Source organism: Bradyrhizobium sp. Leo170 (assembly GCF_004296405.1).
Taxonomy (GTDB): domain Bacteria; phylum Pseudomonadota; class Alphaproteobacteria; order Rhizobiales; family Xanthobacteraceae; genus Bradyrhizobium.
The window spans coordinates 39,239-58,383 of record NZ_PSRR01000013.1 but is presented as its reverse complement, the minus strand read 5'-3'; the positions used below and the strand labels follow the sequence as shown (position 1 = coordinate 58,383).

At 60.3% G+C, this 19,145-nt stretch carries 13 protein-coding genes and 3 pseudogenes; 7 read left to right on the top strand and 9 right to left on the bottom strand.

Annotation, left to right across the window (positions count from 1 at the left end):
- Together CWO89_RS04645 and CWO89_RS04640 are read right to left on the bottom strand one after the other, a co-directional pair.
- Positions 1-3,051, bottom strand: a pseudogene (locus tag CWO89_RS04645) (hypothetical protein); the annotation flags it as partial.
- The gene (locus CWO89_RS04640; protein WP_130577486.1) at positions 2,933-3,964 is read right to left on the bottom strand and encodes a hypothetical protein; all 1,032 of its coding nucleotides are present in this window, start codon (positions 3,962-3,964) and stop codon (positions 2,933-2,935) included. The pseudogene CWO89_RS04645 and the gene CWO89_RS04640, both read right to left, overlap by 119 nt.
- Positions 3,965-4,182: 218 nt before the next feature.
- Here CWO89_RS04640 and CWO89_RS04635 point away from each other — a divergent pair, with 218 nt between their 5' ends.
- From CWO89_RS04635 to CWO89_RS04620, 4 genes are all read left to right on the top strand, one after another.
- Positions 4,183-4,620 (top strand): thiosulfate oxidation carrier protein SoxY, encoded by a 438-nt coding sequence (locus CWO89_RS04635; RefSeq protein WP_165421004.1) that lies wholly within the window; start codon positions 4,183-4,185, stop codon positions 4,618-4,620.
- 42 nt (positions 4,621-4,662) lie between these two features.
- On the top strand, positions 4,663-4,926 hold the full coding sequence (locus tag CWO89_RS04630) for a thiosulfate oxidation carrier complex protein SoxZ (RefSeq protein WP_245475718.1): 264 nt from the start codon (positions 4,663-4,665) through the stop codon (positions 4,924-4,926).
- A 167-nt stretch (positions 4,927-5,093) separates the two neighbouring features.
- Positions 5,094-5,723 (top strand): trypsin-like serine protease, encoded by a 630-nt coding sequence (locus CWO89_RS04625; RefSeq protein ID WP_130577483.1) that lies wholly within the window; start codon positions 5,094-5,096, stop codon positions 5,721-5,723.
- Between the two features lie 189 nt (positions 5,724-5,912).
- Positions 5,913-6,407, top strand: coding sequence for a hypothetical protein (locus CWO89_RS04620; RefSeq protein WP_130577482.1), 495 nt, complete (start codon positions 5,913-5,915; stop codon positions 6,405-6,407).
- 1,699 nt (positions 6,408-8,106) lie between these two features.
- Here CWO89_RS04620 and CWO89_RS04615 read toward each other — a convergent pair.
- From CWO89_RS04615 to CWO89_RS04605, 3 genes are all read right to left on the bottom strand, one after another.
- Complete coding sequence (locus tag CWO89_RS04615) at positions 8,107-9,084, bottom strand: Bug family tripartite tricarboxylate transporter substrate binding protein (RefSeq protein ID WP_165421003.1); 978 nt, start codon at positions 9,082-9,084, stop codon at positions 8,107-8,109.
- A 154-nt stretch (positions 9,085-9,238) separates the two neighbouring features.
- Entirely contained in the window at positions 9,239-10,462 is a 1,224-nt protein-coding gene (locus CWO89_RS04610) for an FAD-dependent oxidoreductase (protein WP_165421002.1), read from the bottom strand.
- 88 nt (positions 10,463-10,550) lie between these two features.
- Positions 10,551-10,937, bottom strand: coding sequence for a cupin domain-containing protein (locus tag CWO89_RS04605; protein WP_130577479.1), 387 nt, complete (start codon positions 10,935-10,937; stop codon positions 10,551-10,553).
- Positions 10,938-10,948: 11 nt separating this feature from the next.
- Here CWO89_RS04605 and CWO89_RS45700 point away from each other — a divergent pair, with 11 nt between their 5' ends.
- Positions 10,949-11,107: a hypothetical protein gene (locus CWO89_RS45700; RefSeq protein ID WP_165421001.1), complete on the top strand. Its 159-nt coding sequence runs from the start codon at positions 10,949-10,951 to the stop codon at positions 11,105-11,107.
- 65 nt (positions 11,108-11,172) lie between these two features.
- Complete coding sequence (locus CWO89_RS04600; RefSeq protein ID WP_165421000.1) at positions 11,173-12,117, top strand: LysR family transcriptional regulator; 945 nt, start codon at positions 11,173-11,175, stop codon at positions 12,115-12,117.
- A gap of 221 nt (positions 12,118-12,338) precedes the next feature.
- On the opposite strand, the pseudogene CWO89_RS48790 reads toward CWO89_RS04600, so the two are convergent.
- From CWO89_RS48790 to CWO89_RS04585, 3 genes and pseudogenes are all read right to left on the bottom strand, one after another.
- Positions 12,339-12,782: pseudogene (locus CWO89_RS48790) on the bottom strand (ATP-binding cassette domain-containing protein); the annotation flags it as partial.
- 54 nt (positions 12,783-12,836) lie between these two features.
- Complete coding sequence (ggt, locus tag CWO89_RS04590; protein ID WP_207234394.1) at positions 12,837-14,591, bottom strand: gamma-glutamyltransferase; 1,755 nt, start codon at positions 14,589-14,591, stop codon at positions 12,837-12,839.
- A gap of 338 nt (positions 14,592-14,929) precedes the next feature.
- Entirely contained in the window at positions 14,930-15,766 is an 837-nt protein-coding gene (locus CWO89_RS04585) for a universal stress protein (RefSeq protein ID WP_130577476.1), read from the bottom strand.
- 528 nt (positions 15,767-16,294) lie between these two features.
- Between CWO89_RS04585 and CWO89_RS04580 the strand changes: the two are divergent.
- Positions 16,295-18,013 (top strand): annotated as a pseudogene (locus CWO89_RS04580) (alpha/beta hydrolase).
- Positions 18,014-18,049: 36 nt separating this feature from the next.
- Here the strand turns inward: CWO89_RS04580 and CWO89_RS04575 are convergent.
- The gene (locus CWO89_RS04575) at positions 18,050-19,141 is read right to left on the bottom strand and encodes an ABC transporter ATP-binding protein (RefSeq protein ID WP_130577475.1); all 1,092 of its coding nucleotides are present in this window, start codon (positions 19,139-19,141) and stop codon (positions 18,050-18,052) included.
- Between the last annotated feature and the right edge of the window lie 4 nt (positions 19,142-19,145).

The following is a 19,145-nucleotide window of genomic DNA, read 5'->3' as shown; positions in this document are numbered from 1 at the left end:
CGCGGGCGGCGGTGCCGGTGCAACCGGTGCGCAGGCGGGTGGGCCATCGGTGCGGGGCAGGCAGGCCAGCGGTGCGGCAATTGCTGTCGAGCGGGTGCCGCCGATCAGGCCGGAGCGGCGGGCGAGTCCCGCCAGCAGCGAATTCGTGGTCGCAACGCCGCCGGTCTGGGAGGTGTTGCCGGCCGGATCGAATTGAATGTCTGGCCGCAGCACGTCGAGAAATATTTCCGAAGGATTGTTGGTCGGATCGAACCCGTTCTTGACGTAGATCGGATCGAAGGTGACCTCGATCGCCGTGTTGGGCGCGCCGGTGAGACGGTCGACCTTGTCGACGGTGATCCGTCCCTTGGTCATGATCGGGTAGAACGGCGGCTGGTCGCGTCCTTCCATGAACGCGTCCATCGTGAAATCGTCGCCTGCAACACCGATGGTGCCGGCCGGCGACTTGAAGGCATTGGTAAAGGCCGAACCGATCAGGTCGACATGCGTGTCGTCGACCTTCTTCACCTTGAACACACCGTTGGCCTCGACGGTTCCGTTGACGCCGGAAACGACGAACTTGGCCTCCTTGATACTAAGGTCGGTCACACCCGATGTGAGGCTGCTGACAGTCAGCCGGATAGAGCCGTCCGGGGCCTTCACGGCGTCCGTGACGGCGATGCCCGGCAGGCTCAAATTCAGGCGGCCGCGCGCGCCGAGCACCCATGTGGCGGTCTTGAACGAGCACTCGGCCCTGTTGACTTCGTCTGCGTAGCGTCGCGGCGTCTCGAACAGCTTGGCCACGCGCAGGAAGCATTCCGAATTCTTGTCGGCATCGGCCTTCAGCAGCAAATCTTGCTGCGGGAGCGCATTGTAGTACTCGGTCACGATTTGCATCGACGGCGCGTCATGCACGACCGCATTGTCGATAAACAACAGCGGGGAACGCACCACGGCGCCGTCATCGATGGTATACTCGAACAATGCGTCGAGCCGGTTGGTGGGCTTGGTGGCGGCCAGTTGCGGCCAGAACACCGTGCCGCCGGCGTCGAGCGGCCGGCAGTCGTCCGTCGGGAGGCGGCCGTTGCGGAGTGCCGCGATCGGTTCCGGGTCCGCCAGGTCCGGCGTTCGAATGGTCTTGATCGTGACCTTCTTGGCCGGAAAATCCCGGGACGCATAAGGCTGCGCGTAGGCGGGAAACGTCTTCTCAGGTTTTCGGACGACGATGTAGCGACGCTGGATGAGATAGGCGACCGGCGCGCCGTCGGGGTCTCGTTTCTCAGGCCAGAATTCGCGCTTGCTGACTTTCAGAAGTGCGGCCCGATGACCTATCGGGAAGAGGAAGCCCTTGTATGTGACTTCAACAAAGGTATCGCGGCCATCCTGCGTCTGGTGGATGTATTTTTCGATTGTGTATGCGCGTTCGAAGAACCGCTTGTACTTGGTGGGGTTGCTGCTGGGATAAGGTGCCGGCGGCTCGCCGATCCAGCGCGCGTCCATCGTGGCGGCGCGGCCAAGCTGGAGGCTGAACGAATCGTCGAAGGGACGCGCCAGCATGAAGCCTTCCTGGCGGGCCGAAATCGGCGGCGTATCCAGAGAACTTTTTTCTTCCGGATCGAGCGCGCAATAGTTTTCCTTCGGCAGGAACACCATTCCGTTCGGATCGTCCGATCCGGAGATCGTTATTCGCCGCATGGCGGCGACGCCGTAGACCGACATCATCTGCGCCAGCTGGCGCCGATCGTCCTGGTTCAGCGAAGCCGCGAATTTCGTCTGCGGGAGCGACTTGAACAGCGCCGGGGGCGGATCAAGCTGATCCCCGCCGGCGTTGAGGAACGACAGGTCCATGTCGCGCGACCACAACACGCGAACGGCGGTCGACTTCGGATTAGCGAGTTCCGCCGCCCAAATCACGGGAACTGCCGGCGTGGGCAGGTGGCGCGGTGTCGTCCACTTTGCCTTGGCGTCCGGCGAAATTATCATCCGGTATACCGGCTCGATCGCTGTTTCCTCCGGGCCGGGCGGCTCGGTATTGGCGATGATCATTTCCTTGGCGTCGGTGCGGGTCGTCAGACGGTTGATGCCGACCAGATCGAGCTGGTCCGTCAGCGTGGCGTCCCGCGGCAGCGCCCGCTTGTTGACGACGGTCGCAAGTTCGGACCAGTCGGTCAGATAGCTCACGCTGAGCCGATCGCCCGTGGCCGAGGGCGGAGTGTCGTCGGAAAACACGATCCGCGACGGTTCGGACAGACGTGTCTGCGCCAGACCGGGTGGCTCGATGTCCTTCAGATTTATGCGGCCCGCTTCTCCCGGAAACTTGGCCTGACAGATGTTGTCGGGCGTATTCGCGGGTTGTGTCGCCGCACATCCCGATCCGCCATCCTCCGCGAACGCCTGCTCCAGCAAATATTGCGGATGGAATTTGACGATCAACAGCGGCCGGTCGGGATCGACGGGAAGCGGCGACTTTGCCTTCGCGCCGCGATTGCCGGCAGTTGCAGTCGCAGCGCGGCGGAGCAGAAGCGAGACGCCATCCTCGACGCCCAATTCATATCGCCTGAATCCGAACGACAGGTCGAGCAGATCCGTGCTGCGCTTGACGCGGAGATCGGCGTTGTCCAGCACCGTCTTGAACTGGGCGCGCCCGTCGGCAATCTGGTATAGCGCATTCCTTGGCACGCTGTCGGGCGTGGCATTGTCCCGCTCGGGTTTGCCCAGAACGATCCGGACAATGCTGCGACGGAAATCGAGGTCCGCCGTGGACGCGCCGAGGATCGGGATGTGCGCGGTCAGCAGATGACTGTTGAAGGCGATCCTCTCGCTCGCGTTCGATCCGATGTCGAGCTCGATATCTTGCCGCGTCGCGCTATAGCCGTCGCCCTGGACGACGATGGAAACGCGATCGCCTTCGATGGCGTGGGCAAAGCGTGCGACCCAGCCTCCCAACTTGGCGTTATGGTCGAGGCCATTGGCGCGCGCAACGATCCGCCAGCGCTCCAGTTGCAGACGCGTTCCGATCGGTCCCGTGCCGGGTCCCGACAGGACTAATGCGCCATCGCCGTTCAAGCGCATCGGCCAGGGCCGGGCGCGTGCCCGAGAGGTGAAAATCCACCAGCACTGCTTCACAATGGTCGTAGTCGATGTGCGCGTTGAGCGTGCGGCCGATCGTGCCCAGATCGGCCTTGCCGTTACGAAAGCGCGCATCCTCGAATGCCAGGCGGGTAAACGGACCTATCGCGTGATCCGGCAGCGGGACGGGGGGGCGGTCGTCCACGAGAAGCCTGATGCCGGTAGCGCCAAAGCGAAACCGCTTCGACATGAAACGAAGCGCGCCGCGATCCGGCTCGATGGCGATCCGGCTTGCGAAATTCGCGGCGATCTCGAACTGCGCCGGGCGGCCTTCCGGATCAATCTTGTTGTCGCGGTTGTTGATGTTGCCCACAATGATGGCCGAGCCGCGATACGCACTGCGGTAGTTGGTCCGTGTGTTCGGATCCGGATCGATCCAGCCCGCGAATGGAATCTCGATCTGTTTCCAGTTTGCCTCGAAAAAACCGATCCTCAGATACCACTGGTCCGATCGCGGATAAAGTTGCGCCTTGAAATCGGCGCGCAGCGAAAAGCCGGGGAAGACGGCGTTCTTGAGTTCGATCTCATGCGCGATCAGTGTCGGGACGTCCGCGCTCGTGGGAATACCCGAGCGGTAGCGTCCAGTCGCATCGACCCAGCGATACTCCGCCGTGGCCGCCGGCCCGAACTTGTCGGGATCGATCAGCCAGACATTGCCTTGCACGCTCAGGCGAAAACCCCGCCCGACCTGCTCGATGGCGAGATCGTCGGCTCGCGCCGGTGTGACCGAGGCGAGATAGACCGCACCCGAGCCGATCAGGAAATTTCGCCGATTGAGCGAGGGCGACGTGAACTCTGTCGCACTTCCGCCACTCGTTTCGTCGAGCAACAAGTTCTTCAGAACGTATCGATGCACGTGGTCCGCCCCCCCAGAACCCCGCCAGTAAAATGGCAAACCCCGCAGCCGTCGCGCAGGACTGCGTTGCATACCCAGTTGTCCACAACTTATTGCGCTATCTGAGGTTCGCCCTCTCGAATTCGAAATATTCAGTGGGCATCATAAAAGCCGGTCGCGCATTTATTGGGCTGCGACAAAATCGCTCGCCGCCCTGGGGGAGTCGTGTGGCGCTATATTTGACCCGCCGCCAGAAACTGTCGGCCTTCCTTGGCGCGCTAGGCATGGCCGTGCTGGGACGATCAGCCGTCGCGCACGCCGATCAAGCTGCGGTCAACCTGCTGATCGGGCAATTTGCCGATGGCAAAACACCGGTTGTCGGCCGGGTGAAACTGGGGCTGCCGCCCGCGACCGAAGAGGGCAGCGCGGTCGAGGTGAGCGTCTCGGTCGACGTTCCGCCGGGCGCCTACGTAACGGACGTGCTCGTGGTAGCTGACGGCAACGAGAAGCCGGCGATCGTCACCTTCCACTTTTTTCCGATGAGCGTGGTCGAGGCGACGACTAGGATCAGGCTGGCCGCGGGCGAGCAGCACGTGACGGCTGTCGCGCGGCTGAACGACCGCTCGTGCTATGCGGCCACCGAGAAGGTGACGGTGGCCAAGACGGGGTGCGTGTGAGGCATGACACCCAAGCCGCGCATCAGGATAGACAAGAGGACGGTGCCGCAAGGCGATGTCGTCGAGGTGCGGGCGCTGGTTTCGAATCTGATGGAGGCCGGCTCGCGCTCCATCCTGAAGAAGTTCAGCTGCGAGGCCGGTGGCGCGGAGATTTTCTCAGCCGACCTGACAGCGGCGATTTCCGCCAACCCGTACATGCGGTTCAAGTTCAAGCCGCAGGCCACCGGAACCTTGCGCCTTCGTTTCATCTGGACCGATGAGGGAGGAACCAAGATCGTTGCCGAGGAGCAAATCATAGTGACGTAGCGAATGGTCGAGGAGATCTCTTTGCCCTTTTCCGATGTCGGCGAATCATACTGGGAAATGTTCAAGTTCTCGCCGCTGCATTACAGGTGAGATCGTTTACGGATCCGGTGACGAACACACGCTGATCTACGGCGGCAATTTCTGACGCCTGCAGGAGGAGATACTGCATGTTGAAGCGAGTGATTTTGATGGCGATCGTGCTTGTCAGCTGGGGCACGGCAAGCGCACAAGCTGACTTCAAACTAAAGGAAATCGAGCCATCTGCATCGCTCGCGCCGTTCATCGTCGGCGGCGCGCCGGCCGATCCCAATCTTTGGTCCGCGACGCTGATCTTCGATGCACCGAAACGTTGCACGGCCACCGTTGTTGGACCCAAGGCGATCATGACAGCCGCGCATTGTCTTGACGGAACCACAAACGGAGAGGTTCTGATCAACAATCAGACATTGGCTCTGAAATGCCAATCGAATCCGAAGTATCCGGCCGACACGACGGCCGACATTGCAATGTGCGGGTCGTCTGGCGCGATCACCGCGCCCAATCTCAAATACGAGGTCTTGAACACCAATCCTGCGACGGTGAAGGTGGGCACCAGCGTCGTTCTTCTGGGCTACGGTTGTTTGATCGAGGGCGGACCGGTCAGCGATACGTTGTACGTCGGAAGCGCGACGGTAAAGGGATTGCCGGTGGCCGACAACCGCTACGAGGTGCAGGGCGGCGCGAAACTATGCGGTGGCGACAGTGGCGGGGCGGGGTATGTCATGGTGGATCCGTCAACGCGGTCGTGTTCGGAGTGAATGAGTCCAAGGGTGCCGGCGACGAAAATTTCGCGCCTCAGCAGTGTGATGACGGCCGACGATGCCAGTTTCATCAAGACTTGGAGCGCAACGACCGGCAACAAGATCTGCGGACTGGATGCCGGCGTGGCGAATTGTCGGCACTAGCGGCGCCGGCCAATCGAGACAAGATCGCAGGAAGGACAGAGGATGAGTTCAACGCAGGATTGGCAATACAGCAAGGTTCTCGCCCAGTTTGGCGAGAATGGGTGCAGCACTTCGGGTTGCACCTATAACCATCCCGAAGGCTGCAAGACGGTTCTGGTGCATTGCTGTGCACTAAACCTCTCCGACGCGATCATAAAGGCCGGCTATAACCTTCCCGCTGCCGACAATGTGAACTACTGCGATCACAAGCGCGTCCGCAATGCGGACGGGATGGCGCGCGTCACCAGGGCGCAGAACGGCGGGAAGATCGACGCTTCGACATGGGCAAACCGGCCTTCCTGGAAAGGGATCGTCTTTTTTGAAGGCGGCTTGGCGCTCACGTCGATCTATGAAAAGGCGGCGCGGGCCGAAGGCGCACCTAGCGACTTTGCAAAGGTTTTTACGGTCACCGGTCACATCGATCTGTGGGACGGGACCAAGGGAGTGCATGCAACATACGCCGATGCAACCACGATCTGGTTCTGGCAGCTTGGCTAGTCCTAAGCGAGCGAGCCCGTTTGGTGCAAGATGAGAGACGTCGGCGGCAGGGCACGACACCGTCAACGATGCAGCTCTGCTAGGAGTCGGCGCAGAAGGCGAATCGCGCTCCGTTACCGTGCGTGCGTTACATCTGTTTCACAGGGATGCAACGCAAGGCGGACTCGTGAACAAACTTCGCTGCAAGATTTATCCTCGGACCATACGTCTCGCTTCCAGCGCTAGTAGGATTGCATTTTTCCTGCTTAGTAGCATCAAACGGAGGGTGTCATGCTCGTACGATCTTTTGCAAACTATGCCTTCGGAGCCGTTTGTCTTTTCTTTTCTGTTCTACCGGCGTCGGCCGCGGACGTAACACTTCGCTTAACGGGTACAAGCGGTGAAACGGCTTCCGTGGTTCTGAACACAGATGCTGGAACGTGGGCGGGTACAAACGGTGGAAACGGGGACCTACTTAAGGCCAGAAGCGGACGATACAAGGCAGGAACTAATGTAGTCCCTGGCTTCGCCGTCAAAGGAACGGGCTTACTTGTTGGCACGACAGGAAATGAAGTCGAAGCATTCTTTTATAATTTGATTCCTGGCGAGTCGGGCGCGGGTGCCACAGGAGACGCTCACTTTGTTGGCACGGTCAAAACAGGTAAGTGGACAGTTAGATAAATTACCAATTTTGGCCATACTGAACGTCAGCCAGCCAAGCCGTTACTGAGACGTTACACTGCTCCTCACTGAATTGGTTAAGCCGGGTACGACCCGGGCGGCAGTCGGCTGATGCAGCCGTTTAGCTGCGGCCAAGACTGGAGAGTCTATGTACGACGGGCTTTCGGAATGCTATCGTTCACTATGGGACGCTCGATGTTGGGACGAATTTGCTCTCAAAGCCGTTCAACATGGACCAGCTCGCCGTAGTCGGGCAGGTTACCGCTGGCTCACTCAATGTAACTTTCTTTCACTTAATCCGAATATCGTGGGTCGATAAATAATCGAAATACGTCTTCGAACCCGAGTGTGGTTCGCTCGCATCCATCGTCCGTTTGAGCTTAGCTTCTCGATGCCGACGTAACCTGAAAATGACAGGTTGCGGATCGCGCCAAATAGTAGTTCGGCGTGCCAGATCGTGCGATAGCGGAGAGAGTGAGAGTCAAATCCACGATTTTCAATCATTCCACTTCGAAGAAGACTGAAAGCTGCTGAGTGGGCGCTCGCCTGCCTCCTCCAAAGTTTTCGAGTCTGAGCCGGGGTTCGATTCCAGTCGGCCGATTGTGGAGCAAGAACCGCATGGACCGTGTCTGCTGCCGAGGCGCCTGCTGTTTTATTTTTGCGAGCTGATACCGCGCGTCATCTTGCTGGTATTTCTGCTGGTATCGGCAGCGATTGACGGATAAAATGACCTTAAATTCAGAAGGTTATGGGAATAGGCGACTGCCGGCCAGGGGCACCATCTCGCTACCGTTCGAGACAAACCCGAACAAACAACCCTGCTCGCTGTTGGTGCGACCACAAGCCGCCTTTGACAGCTCTCACCACCCGCTCACAAAGGTCGTCCCCATCCGCTTCAGGCACCCATAGCGGTTTGGGCACACACACGTTTCTGTGGGCGAGAGGCGGGTTGCAGGCGTTGGGTGCTGTAGCGGCAGCCTACGTCTTCGTGCTGAAAGCGCTTCTCAGCGGGATCATCGGTGCCTTCTGATCGACAGCATCAGTTGAAAACCTTTGCTTTTGCACGCTTTACAATATTTTCCATCCGTGCAGAATCCTTTGCGATGGTTTCTCCGAACTTGGCGGGCTCATCAGCGATCACGGTCAAACCAAGGCCTTCCAGACGAGCTGAGACGGTCGAATCTCGCAAGGCCTCCACGATGGACTTGTTGAGCTTCTCGATCACGTGCTTTGGGGTCGCCGATGGAGCAACAAAGCCGTACCAGTTGCCTGCGAGGAGATCAGGTGATCCTGCTTCCGGGGACGTCGGCACATCGGGTAGCTGCTTGCTTCGTTCAAGCGCGGTCACGACAATTGGCCTCAGCGCTCCGCTCTGCACCTGCTGGACGACATTCGATAGGTTGTCGCACATCATAGAAACTTGACCACCGACAACATCCTGGAGTGCTGGAGCTGCTCCTTGGTACGGTATGTGAACGGCAGCAATGTCTTCGAGCACCTTCAACGTCTCCCCACACAGGTGGCTCGTGCTCCCGTTGCCGGCCGAAGCAAATGTCAGCTTGCCAGGCTCAGCTTTGGCCAGCGCCACCAATTCCTTCAGCGAGCTTGTCTTGACCGACGGATTGACGACGATGATGTTCGGCGTCGAAGCGCCATTGGTGATCGGCGTGAAATCCTTTTCAGGATTGTACGTCGGCTTTTCATAGATCCATTGGTTGATTGTAAGCATGCCAGTCGTCGCAAGCAGAAGCGTGTGGCCATCCGCTGGTGAGGAAGCGACGCGAACCGCCCCGATCGACCCGTTTGCGCCGCCGCGATTTTCGATGATCACGGGAACACCGAGCGACTTGGACATCAACGGACCCACCAATCGTGGAATCGCGTCGGCGGTGCTTCCGGCAGGATACGGGACGACAATCGTAATCATCTTTTCAGGAAATCCAGCCGCTGCCGCGCCGGGCACCCCGAAGGATGCTGGCGATAGCAGTGCCGCCAAAATAAACGTCGCCCACTTCATCAGTAGATCATTGCTTCGCATTCTGAACATCCTGCATGACATCTTGGGAACCATGGCATTGACTCCTCCAAGTTCACTGGTGCTTCCACTGACGTGGTTCTTACCCGGCCGATAAGCCGGTTACCGTCGACATCGTCTAAGAGAGAATTGCTGATCACCCCTGGTGGGCCGCGGCGACATGCAGCGAAGCTGCACGCTCGAGCGAGTCTAGCATTGCAATTCGGCGCAAGAGCGCTCGTCCCTTTTCTGGATCGGCGGCCGCGGCGCGAATGTCGTCGCGGAAACGCGCGCGGTCGGCTTCATCTTTCGCCTCGAGATTCTTCTTGTTGCGAATGGTGTCGCCCTGAATGGCCTGCATCGTGACCGTACGACGCTGCAGATCGTAGTCGGCGAGAACACGCTCATTGGCCGTACCATTGATGACCGAACCCAACTTCGCCGTCAGGTTCAATGCGTCGTGAATGCCGCCATTCATGCCCATGCCGCCGAGCGGATTGTTGATATGGGCGGCGTCGCCAGCCAGGAAGGTGCGACCTTTCTGGAAGTTCGCGGCGACGCGCTGATGCACACGATACAACGTCGTGTGGAGGATGGGGGCTTCCATCTCGGCGGGAACGATCCGCCGGATCGACGCCGTCACATAGTCTTCGGAGAGCGCCTCGGCATCGGAGATTTCCGCAGCCACTGGCATCATCACGCGCCACGCTCCGAGGATGCGGAGAAGGAAGTACCAGCGCTCGGGATCGGCGACATAGCTGACCGACGACACACCCGGGCGAAGCACCGTGAAATCGACCGGAGTTGTCATCACCAGAAAGCGCTCGGGCCAGGTGAAGCCCTCGAATTTGATGTCCTGGCTGCGGCGTACGATGCTGTTCGCGCCATCGGCGCCGATCAGCCAGGCGCATTCATGCATGGTGTCGCGCCCCTGGGCTCCGACCACTACCTTGACGGCATCGCTCGTCTGCTCGACGGATTTGACCTCGCTGCCGAACGCGATCGAGAACAGCGGGTTGCCGGACAAAGCATCCAAAATGATGCGCGTTAGCTTGAACTGCTCGGCCTGCAGGCGGAACGGATGCCGCACCAGATCGGAAATCGCTGCGAAGTCGAACGTCCCGAGCACGCCGTCTTCGGACGAGCTGTATTGAACAGTCGGCGCCTTCAGGCCCTGCGCAATCAGGGTGCTGGCGAAACCGAGATCATCGAGCATGTCCAGCGTGGGCGGATGGAACGTCGATGCGCGCGATTCGCTGCTCAGTTGGTCGTTCTTCTCCAGCACCAGAACCGGGATGTTCTGTCGCACCATATCTGCCGCTGCCACCATGCCCACCGGCCCTGCCCCAGCGATGATGACGGGAGGCTTCGCATTACTCATTGTATCCAGACCTCTTGCAGAAATTTCGAGCATCGGCTCTCATCGGCGTCTCCGCGAAGGAGGCCGCCAGTCAATGCGTCTGCCGCTGTCAGGCGGGATCGTAGTAGTGCATTTCGAGAAGCAGGCAGCCGCCTTCAGATTTGAACGGACCGTGCCACGCGCCCGGCGGCCTGACGGCGTAGGTGTGTCCAGCAAACGGCGTGCCGCCTTGCCCGTTCACGTCATTGCCAACGATCAGGTCGCCGGAGACCAGAAAGACTTCTTCCCAGTGGTCGTGAACGATCGGTTGCTTGGTGAATAGGCCCGGAGGGAATTTCAGCAATCGCGTCCGGCTACCGCGCTTGTTCGCGGTGTCCAGCGATCCGGACAAAATCTTCTCCAGCGCGCCCGACTTGGGATCGTAGCCCTGGGGCAGCTGCCAGCCGCTCTCCATGTCGAGCGTGTGGAACTCGTCATGCAATTTGTTGACCGCCACGGATATTCTCCTTGAAGTTGATCGTTGAAGCGCCTGCAGGTTGGCTGGCGCTGCAGTCTGAAATTCCCAACGCCATTGATGGGCGCGGCGTTGATAGAGGCCGCCGCTCAATTGACTTTCGTCATCCGCGCGAGTTTGTTGCCTTGTGTTTAGGCGTGCAAACAATTTAATCTGCGGACGTCTTGCGTTTTTGGAATGAACTATGCGCCGCAGAATACCCAGCCTCGGCGCGCTGATGGCCTTCAGCGCGGTTGCTAAGCACCTCAGCGTCACGCGTGCCGCCAGCGAACTCGCGCTGACCGGAAGTGCGGTCTCGCGCCAGATCGCGCAGCTGGAGACGCAGCTCGGCGTCAAACTCTTCCACCGGATCAAAAAGCGGATCACCCTGACGCGTGCCGGAACAGCCTACAGCACCCGTGTGGCGCAGACGATCGAGCGGATCGAGCGCGATACACTCGAGATCATGGGCTACGAGGCCGACGGCACGGTTCTGGACATCGCGGTGCTGCCCACCGTCGGCACCCAATGGCTCATTCCGCGCCTGCCGGACTTCTATGCTCAGAATCCCGGCGTTGCCGTCAACGTGAGTGCGCGCAACACGCGCTTCTTCTTCAGCGAGACCGCGCTCGATGGTGCGCTATACTTCGGTGAGCCGGACTGGCCCGGCACGCAAGCAGACTATCTTTTCGACGAAGTTCTTCTGCCGGTCGGATCGCCGACGCTTATCGGCAAGCGCGCCGAACTGCGACCGAGTGAGGTTGCCGAATTGCGGCTTCTGCATCTGGTCACGCGACCCGATGCATGGCGTCGCTGGTTCGATGCTGCGGAACTCGGCGGCACGAATGTGATCCGCGGGCCACGCTTCGATATTCAATCCACTTTGATCAGCGCAGCGAACTCCGGTCTTGGCGTCGCCCTGCTTCCTGAATTCCTGATTTCCGACCAGTTGACCTCCGGCAAGCTGAAGGTGCTGTCGAGCCTCACGTTGAGAAGCGTCGGCTCGTACTATTTCGCCTGCCCGGAAGAGAAAGCCGACAATCCCCTGCTCTCGGCATTTCGTGCATGGCTCCTGACGCAAGCAGGCACGTCAGCGCCTCCGGCACTTCGAACGGCAGGTGGGCAAACTGGTCCTAACGCAAGCCGCCGCTCAACTGTATCTCGCTCTGAGAAACAGCTTTGACGCCGTCGAAACCTCGCTCGAACGCCTAATGCCTAAGACGCGACGAGCGCAAGTGACCATTTCGGCCACCATCGCTTCGGCTATGGCGCTCTCTCCACACGAAGAGTCCCTTCGCGGAGAGCCCTCTCCAGACCCTCTCCCGCAAGCGGGAGAGGGAGCGCAGCGTTCATCGCGGCTGCAATTCCACCTGATTGGATCATGCTCTAACGCAAGAAAAACCGTCAGATCGCCGCCTGCGATACACGGTCAAAGAAGTACAGCCGATCGGGATTCAGCGCGAGGCGAAGCCGGTCGCGGACTTTTGCTTTGATGGTCGGATCCACTGCGGCCACCATCGTGTTGGGGCCGACCCTGACGTCCGAGAGAATCTGGGAGCCGAGCTTCTCGATGACCTCGACCACAGCATCGAAGCTGAGGCCCGCCGCGTCGCTGTCGGATGCGACATGCAGATCCTCCGGGCGGATTCCGAGCGTGACGTTCTCTCCCATATACGACCGGAGCAGCTTGGCGTCGAGATTCGATAGCGGCTCGTCGAACAGGAACACCTGCGGATGTCGAACGATGGCGCGGCCCAAGGCGACGCGCTGCGGCTGGCCGCCGGAGAGCTGCCGCGGCTTGCGTTGCAGTTGTTCCTCGATGCCAAGGATTTCGGCCGCAGCCTTCACGCTGCTGGTGTCCTGCTCAACGATTCATCGGTCGCGACCTTTCGAAACGTCGATCTAGTCTCCCGCGGCACTGCCGGCCGGTCGGCGATCATCATGGGCGCCATAGAAATAGCCGGGCCGCATCCTGCCGCTCCGCGCGGCATCATTGCCGGACGAGCGCGGACCGGCAACGCCGCCATCGGGAGGACCGATCGCGATGAGCTCAGCCGCTCCCCACGGCGTCTGTTCGACCAGTTTGTAGCCCATCTCACGAAGCAGCTTTGCGGTGTCAGGTGAGATCGCATACGGCTCGTAGTCGAGTTCATCAGGCAGCCCTTGAAGATGCAGCCGGGGCGCATCAACTGCCTGCCGCGGCTCCATGCCGTAATCGATGATGTTGAGTGCCGCCTCAAGCGTAATGGTGATGATGCGCGGGCCGCCTGGGCTGCCGAGCGCCGCAAAGATTTTGCCGTTCCGGGTGATCAGCGTCGGGGCCATTGATGACAGCGGGCGCTTATTCGGCGCGATGAGATTCGCCTGGTCCTGCACCAGCCCGTACATATTCGGCACGCCGCGCTTGATAGTGAAGTCATCCATCTCGTCATTCAGGACGAAACCAGTGCCCGGCGCCATCACCGCTGCGCCGAACAGACCGTTGAGCGTGTAGGTGACAGAGACAGCGTTGCCGGCGTGATCGATGACCGAGTAGTGCGTGGTATCGCCTTGTTCATGCTGTTCGAGTCCGGGCCGCAGCTCCGCTGAAGGCGTCGCCTTGTCGGGCAGAATTTTGGCTCGGATGGCTGCCGCATAGTGCTTGGACAATAGCCGATCAACAGGATTTCTAACGAAATCGGGATCGCCCAAATACGTATTGCGGTCGAGATAGGCATAACGCATAGCCTCGGCCATGACATGGATCGAGGCAGCCGAGTGAAAACCAAGCGCCGCCATGTCGTAGCCTTCGAGAACATTCAGGATCTCGCACAGCGTCGTGCCGCCTGAGCTCGGTGGCGGCGCCGAGGCGAAGACGTAGCCGCGATAGGTACAGTGCAGCGGCTCTGTCTCGGTGATCTTGTAATGAGCAAAATCATCGGCTGTAAGGATTCCGCCGCCTGCCTTCGACGCAGCCTCGACCGCAGCCGGGATTCGGCCGGTGTAGAGGGCGTCCGGCCCGTCCTTGGCGATCGCTTCGAGCGTCACCGCCAGATCTGTCTGCACCAACCTGTCGCCCGGCTGGAGGTTACTTCCGTCGTGGCGCAGAAAGATGCCTGCGACCGCCGGGTCATTGTGAAACCGACCTGCCGTATAATCCATGATGTCGGTGTCAGCGCGGGTCAGCACAAACCCATCGCGGGCAAGCCGGATCGCGGGCGCCATCACCTCGGCGCGCGACATCGTCCCATATTCGGTCAGAGCGGCATCCAGCCCCTTGACCGTGCCCGGGATAGCAACCGCCTTGTAGCCAGACCGGCTAGCGCCCGGAATCGGATTGCCGCTGATGTCGAGATACATCTTTTCGCTCGCCGCTAGCGGCGCAGTTTCGCGGAAATTGATGAACCGGTCACGACCATCGGCCAACTGCACCAGCATAAACCCGCCGCCACCAATATTGCCGCAACACGGATTCACGACCGCCTCGGCGTAGCCTACGGCGACAGCCGCATCGATGGCGTTGCCGCCGGCCTTCAGGATCTCCAGGCCTGCCTCAGACGCGAAGTGTTGCGAACTCACAACCATCCCGTTCCGCGCCTCGAGCGCCAACGGCGTCGCCGCATGCGCCCCGCCCGCGACCATAGCCAGGAGCAGAGCCATCCATTGTATGTTTATCATCATACCACTCCGGTACACGCCAGCCTCGGGCGCGCGCTCTTCCGCATGAGGAGACGCCGTGATCGCGCGCTTCGCAACACTTAGATGGCTACGTTTGTCACGATCCAACATCCCCGCCAGGAGTTGAACGGGCAGCGTTTGACCCGCTCGCTTTCAGTTCACCGACAAATTCGTGGTTTCCAGTCCCCGGCTTCGTCAGCGTCACTGGCTACGAAGACCGCTTCCACGGCGCGACGCAGGATGGTCGCGTCAATGTGTTTGCCAAGTTCTAGTGTAGCCAGCAGCAGGGCCGCATGAAGGATGGATGTCGCGCGCGCAGGCGGCGCCGTCGCTGCAAACTAGTGCGATAAGAGTACGGGAATCTCGATCCTCGCGTTGAAGACATCTCGCGTTGCGCTACCGAGCATCAGCTCGCGCTCGAATCCATGTGCGAACGCGCCCATCACAAGCAGATCCGCGTCTGCTTGCTGCGCATAGGCCAGAAGGCTCGCGCCAATGTTCAAAGTCTCACGATGGATCGTGCCGAACTTGGCATCAACATGCCACCGCGCCAGATAGCGGCAGAGTGCGTCTCCAGAATGAGGTATCGGAAACAGCTTGTCGTCAATGACCGATACGACGAGTACCTCACGCGACTGAGCGAGAAGGGGCAAAGCATCGCGCACTGCACGAACCGCCGAGCGTGTTCCGTCCCATGCAACGACAATCCGGCCTTTTGCGAGTACAGGGGTGTTTGGTGGCACGAAGACAATTGGCCGACCACTCGCAAACAGAGCTGCCTCGACGAGTTCTTTGCGGGGCGAATCGAGCGGCCCGCGCGCATCGATAATCAGGACGTCGTGCACCTGGGTGCAATGGATCATTCGTTCGCGAAGCGAGACGGGCTGGTTTTCGGTCTGCAGAATGTCACATGATACGTTTGCGTCCGTCGCAGCGGACTGAACGAGTTCCGCCGTTCGTGCCACCCGTTCACTTGACGTTGCCGGCTTGGCGCCAGCCCTCTCCACTTGCCGAATGTCCGGTTCAGGCGGCAAGTCGCGGAGGTCGGTTTCCACATCTGCAATCAATGCAGATAGATGCGCCCCATGCGTGCGAGCCAGGGCGATCGCACAATGCGCTCCGCTCGAGAGGTCATCTCTGCGCGAGGGAGAAAGGAAAACGAGTATGTCCTTCATGTTTCATCACCATACGGCTCAAGAGATCCGCACTCGTTTGCGCACGTGATCAATTGTCCTCAGGCTGGCCGGCTCGTCAATTGCCTACCTTGCAATACGACGGGATCGTGTCGCGTGTTCCCTCCTGCTGTCGGTTCCGCGACCTCTTCGCCTGATGCCTGCGGGATGATGATCGCGGGTGGCGCCAGGGCGAGCCTCTGGCAGCGTAGCGCCCAACAATGATCCAACGGGGGCGTCGGCGCAGCCATCAATACCAGCCTGTCAAGGCGATCTGGCGAATAGTCATACAACCCAGTTGTGTACGAGCTGGCACAAAAATGCTAGTAGTGGCCAACGCGCGCCGCGCAGAAGGTTGACGATTAACCAGCAAGGAGGGCGTCATGCTCTTCGAAGGCGGTTTGCCACACGAAGGATACCGTCCGGGCCGACGATCCTTCGGCTAAACACTCGTGTCAGTATGCGGCATGCTTGCGATGCTGTTGCAATCCGTTCAACAGCGCTTTCTGACCACACTTCGCTCGCAGCACGATGGTCACCAATCGATCCCCAGCCATAAAGAGAAGGCTGTGGCCTTCATTCTCTACCGGCGGCGTTCTCATTGGAACGCTGTTTTTTGCTGCCTCTCTGACGCCGACGCTGTTGCCGCGGACCTTTTTGACGCAGGGCGTGCTTTCTGGATGCTCTCTTGCGGCCGGATACGGCATCGGCGTATTTGGCGTTTGGCTTTGGGACTATATGGAGCTTGTGCAACTCACTGGCCGCTTCCTGCGCGTCGTCAAGCTCGCTGCCGCCACCGGTTGCGCGATCGTCGCGATCATCTCCCTCTCGCAGATGGCGCAATGGCAGAATTCAATCCGTGAGTTGATGAAACTCGAGCCGGTCGACACGGTGCATCCACTCGAGGTCAGCCTGATTGCGCTGAGTGTTTTCGCAATCCTGATCGCGCTCGCGCGGCTCTTCCGACTGACGCTCCGCTTTGTCGCGACAAGCGTTAATCGTTTCCTGCCAGGACGGGTGTCTAACGTCATCGGCGTCATCGCGGCGGTTGCGCTGTTTTGGTCGGTTATCAATGGAGTCCTCTTCCGCGCGGTCCTGCACGTCGCAGAGGCGTCCTTCCGGGAATACGACGCGAGGATCGAACCGGAGACTCCGCCGCCCACAGACCCTTTGAAGACCGGAAGCAACGCTTCCCTGCTCGCCTGGGACAAGCTCGGGCGGGCGGGTCGAGAGTTCATCTCCTCGGGGCCAACCCGCGAAGACATAAGCACTTTGTCGGGCAGGCGAGCGCTCGAGCCCATTCGCGCCTATGTCGGACTACGCTCGGCGGCCACGCCGGAACGGCGCGCCAAGCTTGCACTGGAAGAACTAAAGCGCGTCGGCGGGTTCGAACGATCCGTGCTTATTGTGGTAACTCCGACCGGCACCGGCTGGGTTGACCCGGCGGCGATCGACAGCGTCGAATATCTGCACGACGGTGACGTGGCGAGCGTTGCTCTGCAATACTCCTATCTTGCCAGTTGGCTATACCTGCTCGTGGCCCCAGGCTATGGCGCTGAAGTCGCGCGCGCCCTCTTCAAGGAGATCTATGGATATTGGACCACGCTTCCGAGGGGAAACCGGCCGAGGCTTTATCTCCACGGTATCAGTCTTGGCGCCACGAATTCCGAACAGTCGACGGACCTGATCGAAGTGATGGGCGACCCTTTCGATGGCGCGCTCTGGAGCGGGCCGCCCTATTCGAGCAGGCTCTGGCGCTGGCTCACCGACCATCGGAACCCCGGGTCGCCCGCCTGGCTTCCCCGCTTTCGCGATGGATCGTTCGTGCGGTTCATGAATCAGCACGGAGAGGCTGCCGAGCCCCCAGGTCCGAATGCCCCGTGGGGACCGGTGAGGATCGTCTACCTCCAATATGCAAGCGATCCGGCGACCTTTTTCGACTATCGCAGCCTCTATCGCGAACCGGACTGGATGCAGCCGCCGCGCGGCCCGGACGTGTCGCCGCAATTGCGCTGGTACCCGGTCGTAACTCTTTTCCAATTGATGCTGGACATGCTCATGGCAACCGAGGCGCCGATCGGCTAGGGCCACGTCTACGCCCCGGCGCACTACATCGACGCATGGATCGAGGTGACGGACGTTCGCGACTGGGCGCCGGAAGGAATCACGCGGCTGAAGCAGCACCTCTCCAAGCCGCAGTCCGCCGCGGCTATTGGTCCAACACCATCGGCGGCCGGGACGCTTGAGTAACACGACCCCATCCCGAGCACGCCAATGTGAAAAACCTCAGATTGCCGCCTGCGACACGCGGTCAAAGAAATACAGCCGCTCCGGATTCAGCGCGAGGCGAAGGCGGTCGTGGACTTTCGCTTTGACGGTCGGTTCGACTGCGGCCACCATCGTGTTGGGGCCAACCCTGACGTCCAGAAGAATCTGGGAGCCGAGCTTCTCGATGACCTCGACCACGGCATCGAAGCTGAGGTCCGCCATGTCGCTGCCGGATGCGACGTGCAGATCCTCCGGCCGGATTCCGAGCGTGACATTCTCTCCGACATGCGGCCGGAGCCGGCCTGCGAGCTCAGTCGGCAGCTTGATGCGGATGCCCTCATGGCGGGCCCAGAGGGCGCCCTCGGTGTCGGCCATTTCCACCGTCGCGAAGTTCATGGCCGGGGAGCCGATGAAGCCTGCGACGAAGCGGTTGGCGGGCTCGTTGTAGAGCTCGAGCGGCTCGCCCACCTGCTGAACGAGCCCATCCTTCATGACGACCACGCGATCGCCGAGCGTCATCGCTTCGACCTGATCGTGGGTGACGTAGATCGCGGTGGTGCCGAGGCGGACGTGGATCTTCTTAATCTCCACCCGCATCTGGATGCGCAGCTTGGCGTCGAGGTTCGACAGCGGCTCGTCGAACAGGAACACCTGCGGATGTCGAACGATGGCGCGGCCCAAGGCGACGCGCTGCCGCTGGCCGCCGGAGAGCTGCCGCGGCTTGCGTTGCAGTTGCTCCTCTATGCCAAGGATTTCGGCCGCGGCCTTCACGCGGTTCGCGATCTCGGTGCGATCGAACCCGCGCATCTTCAGGCCGAAGGCCATGTTGTCGTAGACGCTCATGTGCGGATAAAGGGCGTAGTTCTGGAACACCATGGCGATGTCGCGGTCCATCGGCGGCAGCTCGTTGACGATGCGGTCGCCGATCATGATCTCGCCCGAAGTGATCGATTCGAGCCCTGCCACCATGCGGAGCGTCGTCGTCTTGCCGCAGCCCGAGGGACCGACAAGCACCACGAATTCCTTGTCGTGTATCTCAAGATTGACGTCCTTGACGGCGTGGACCCCGTCAAACCTCTTGTTCAAACTCCGTATGATGACCCGAGACATGGCT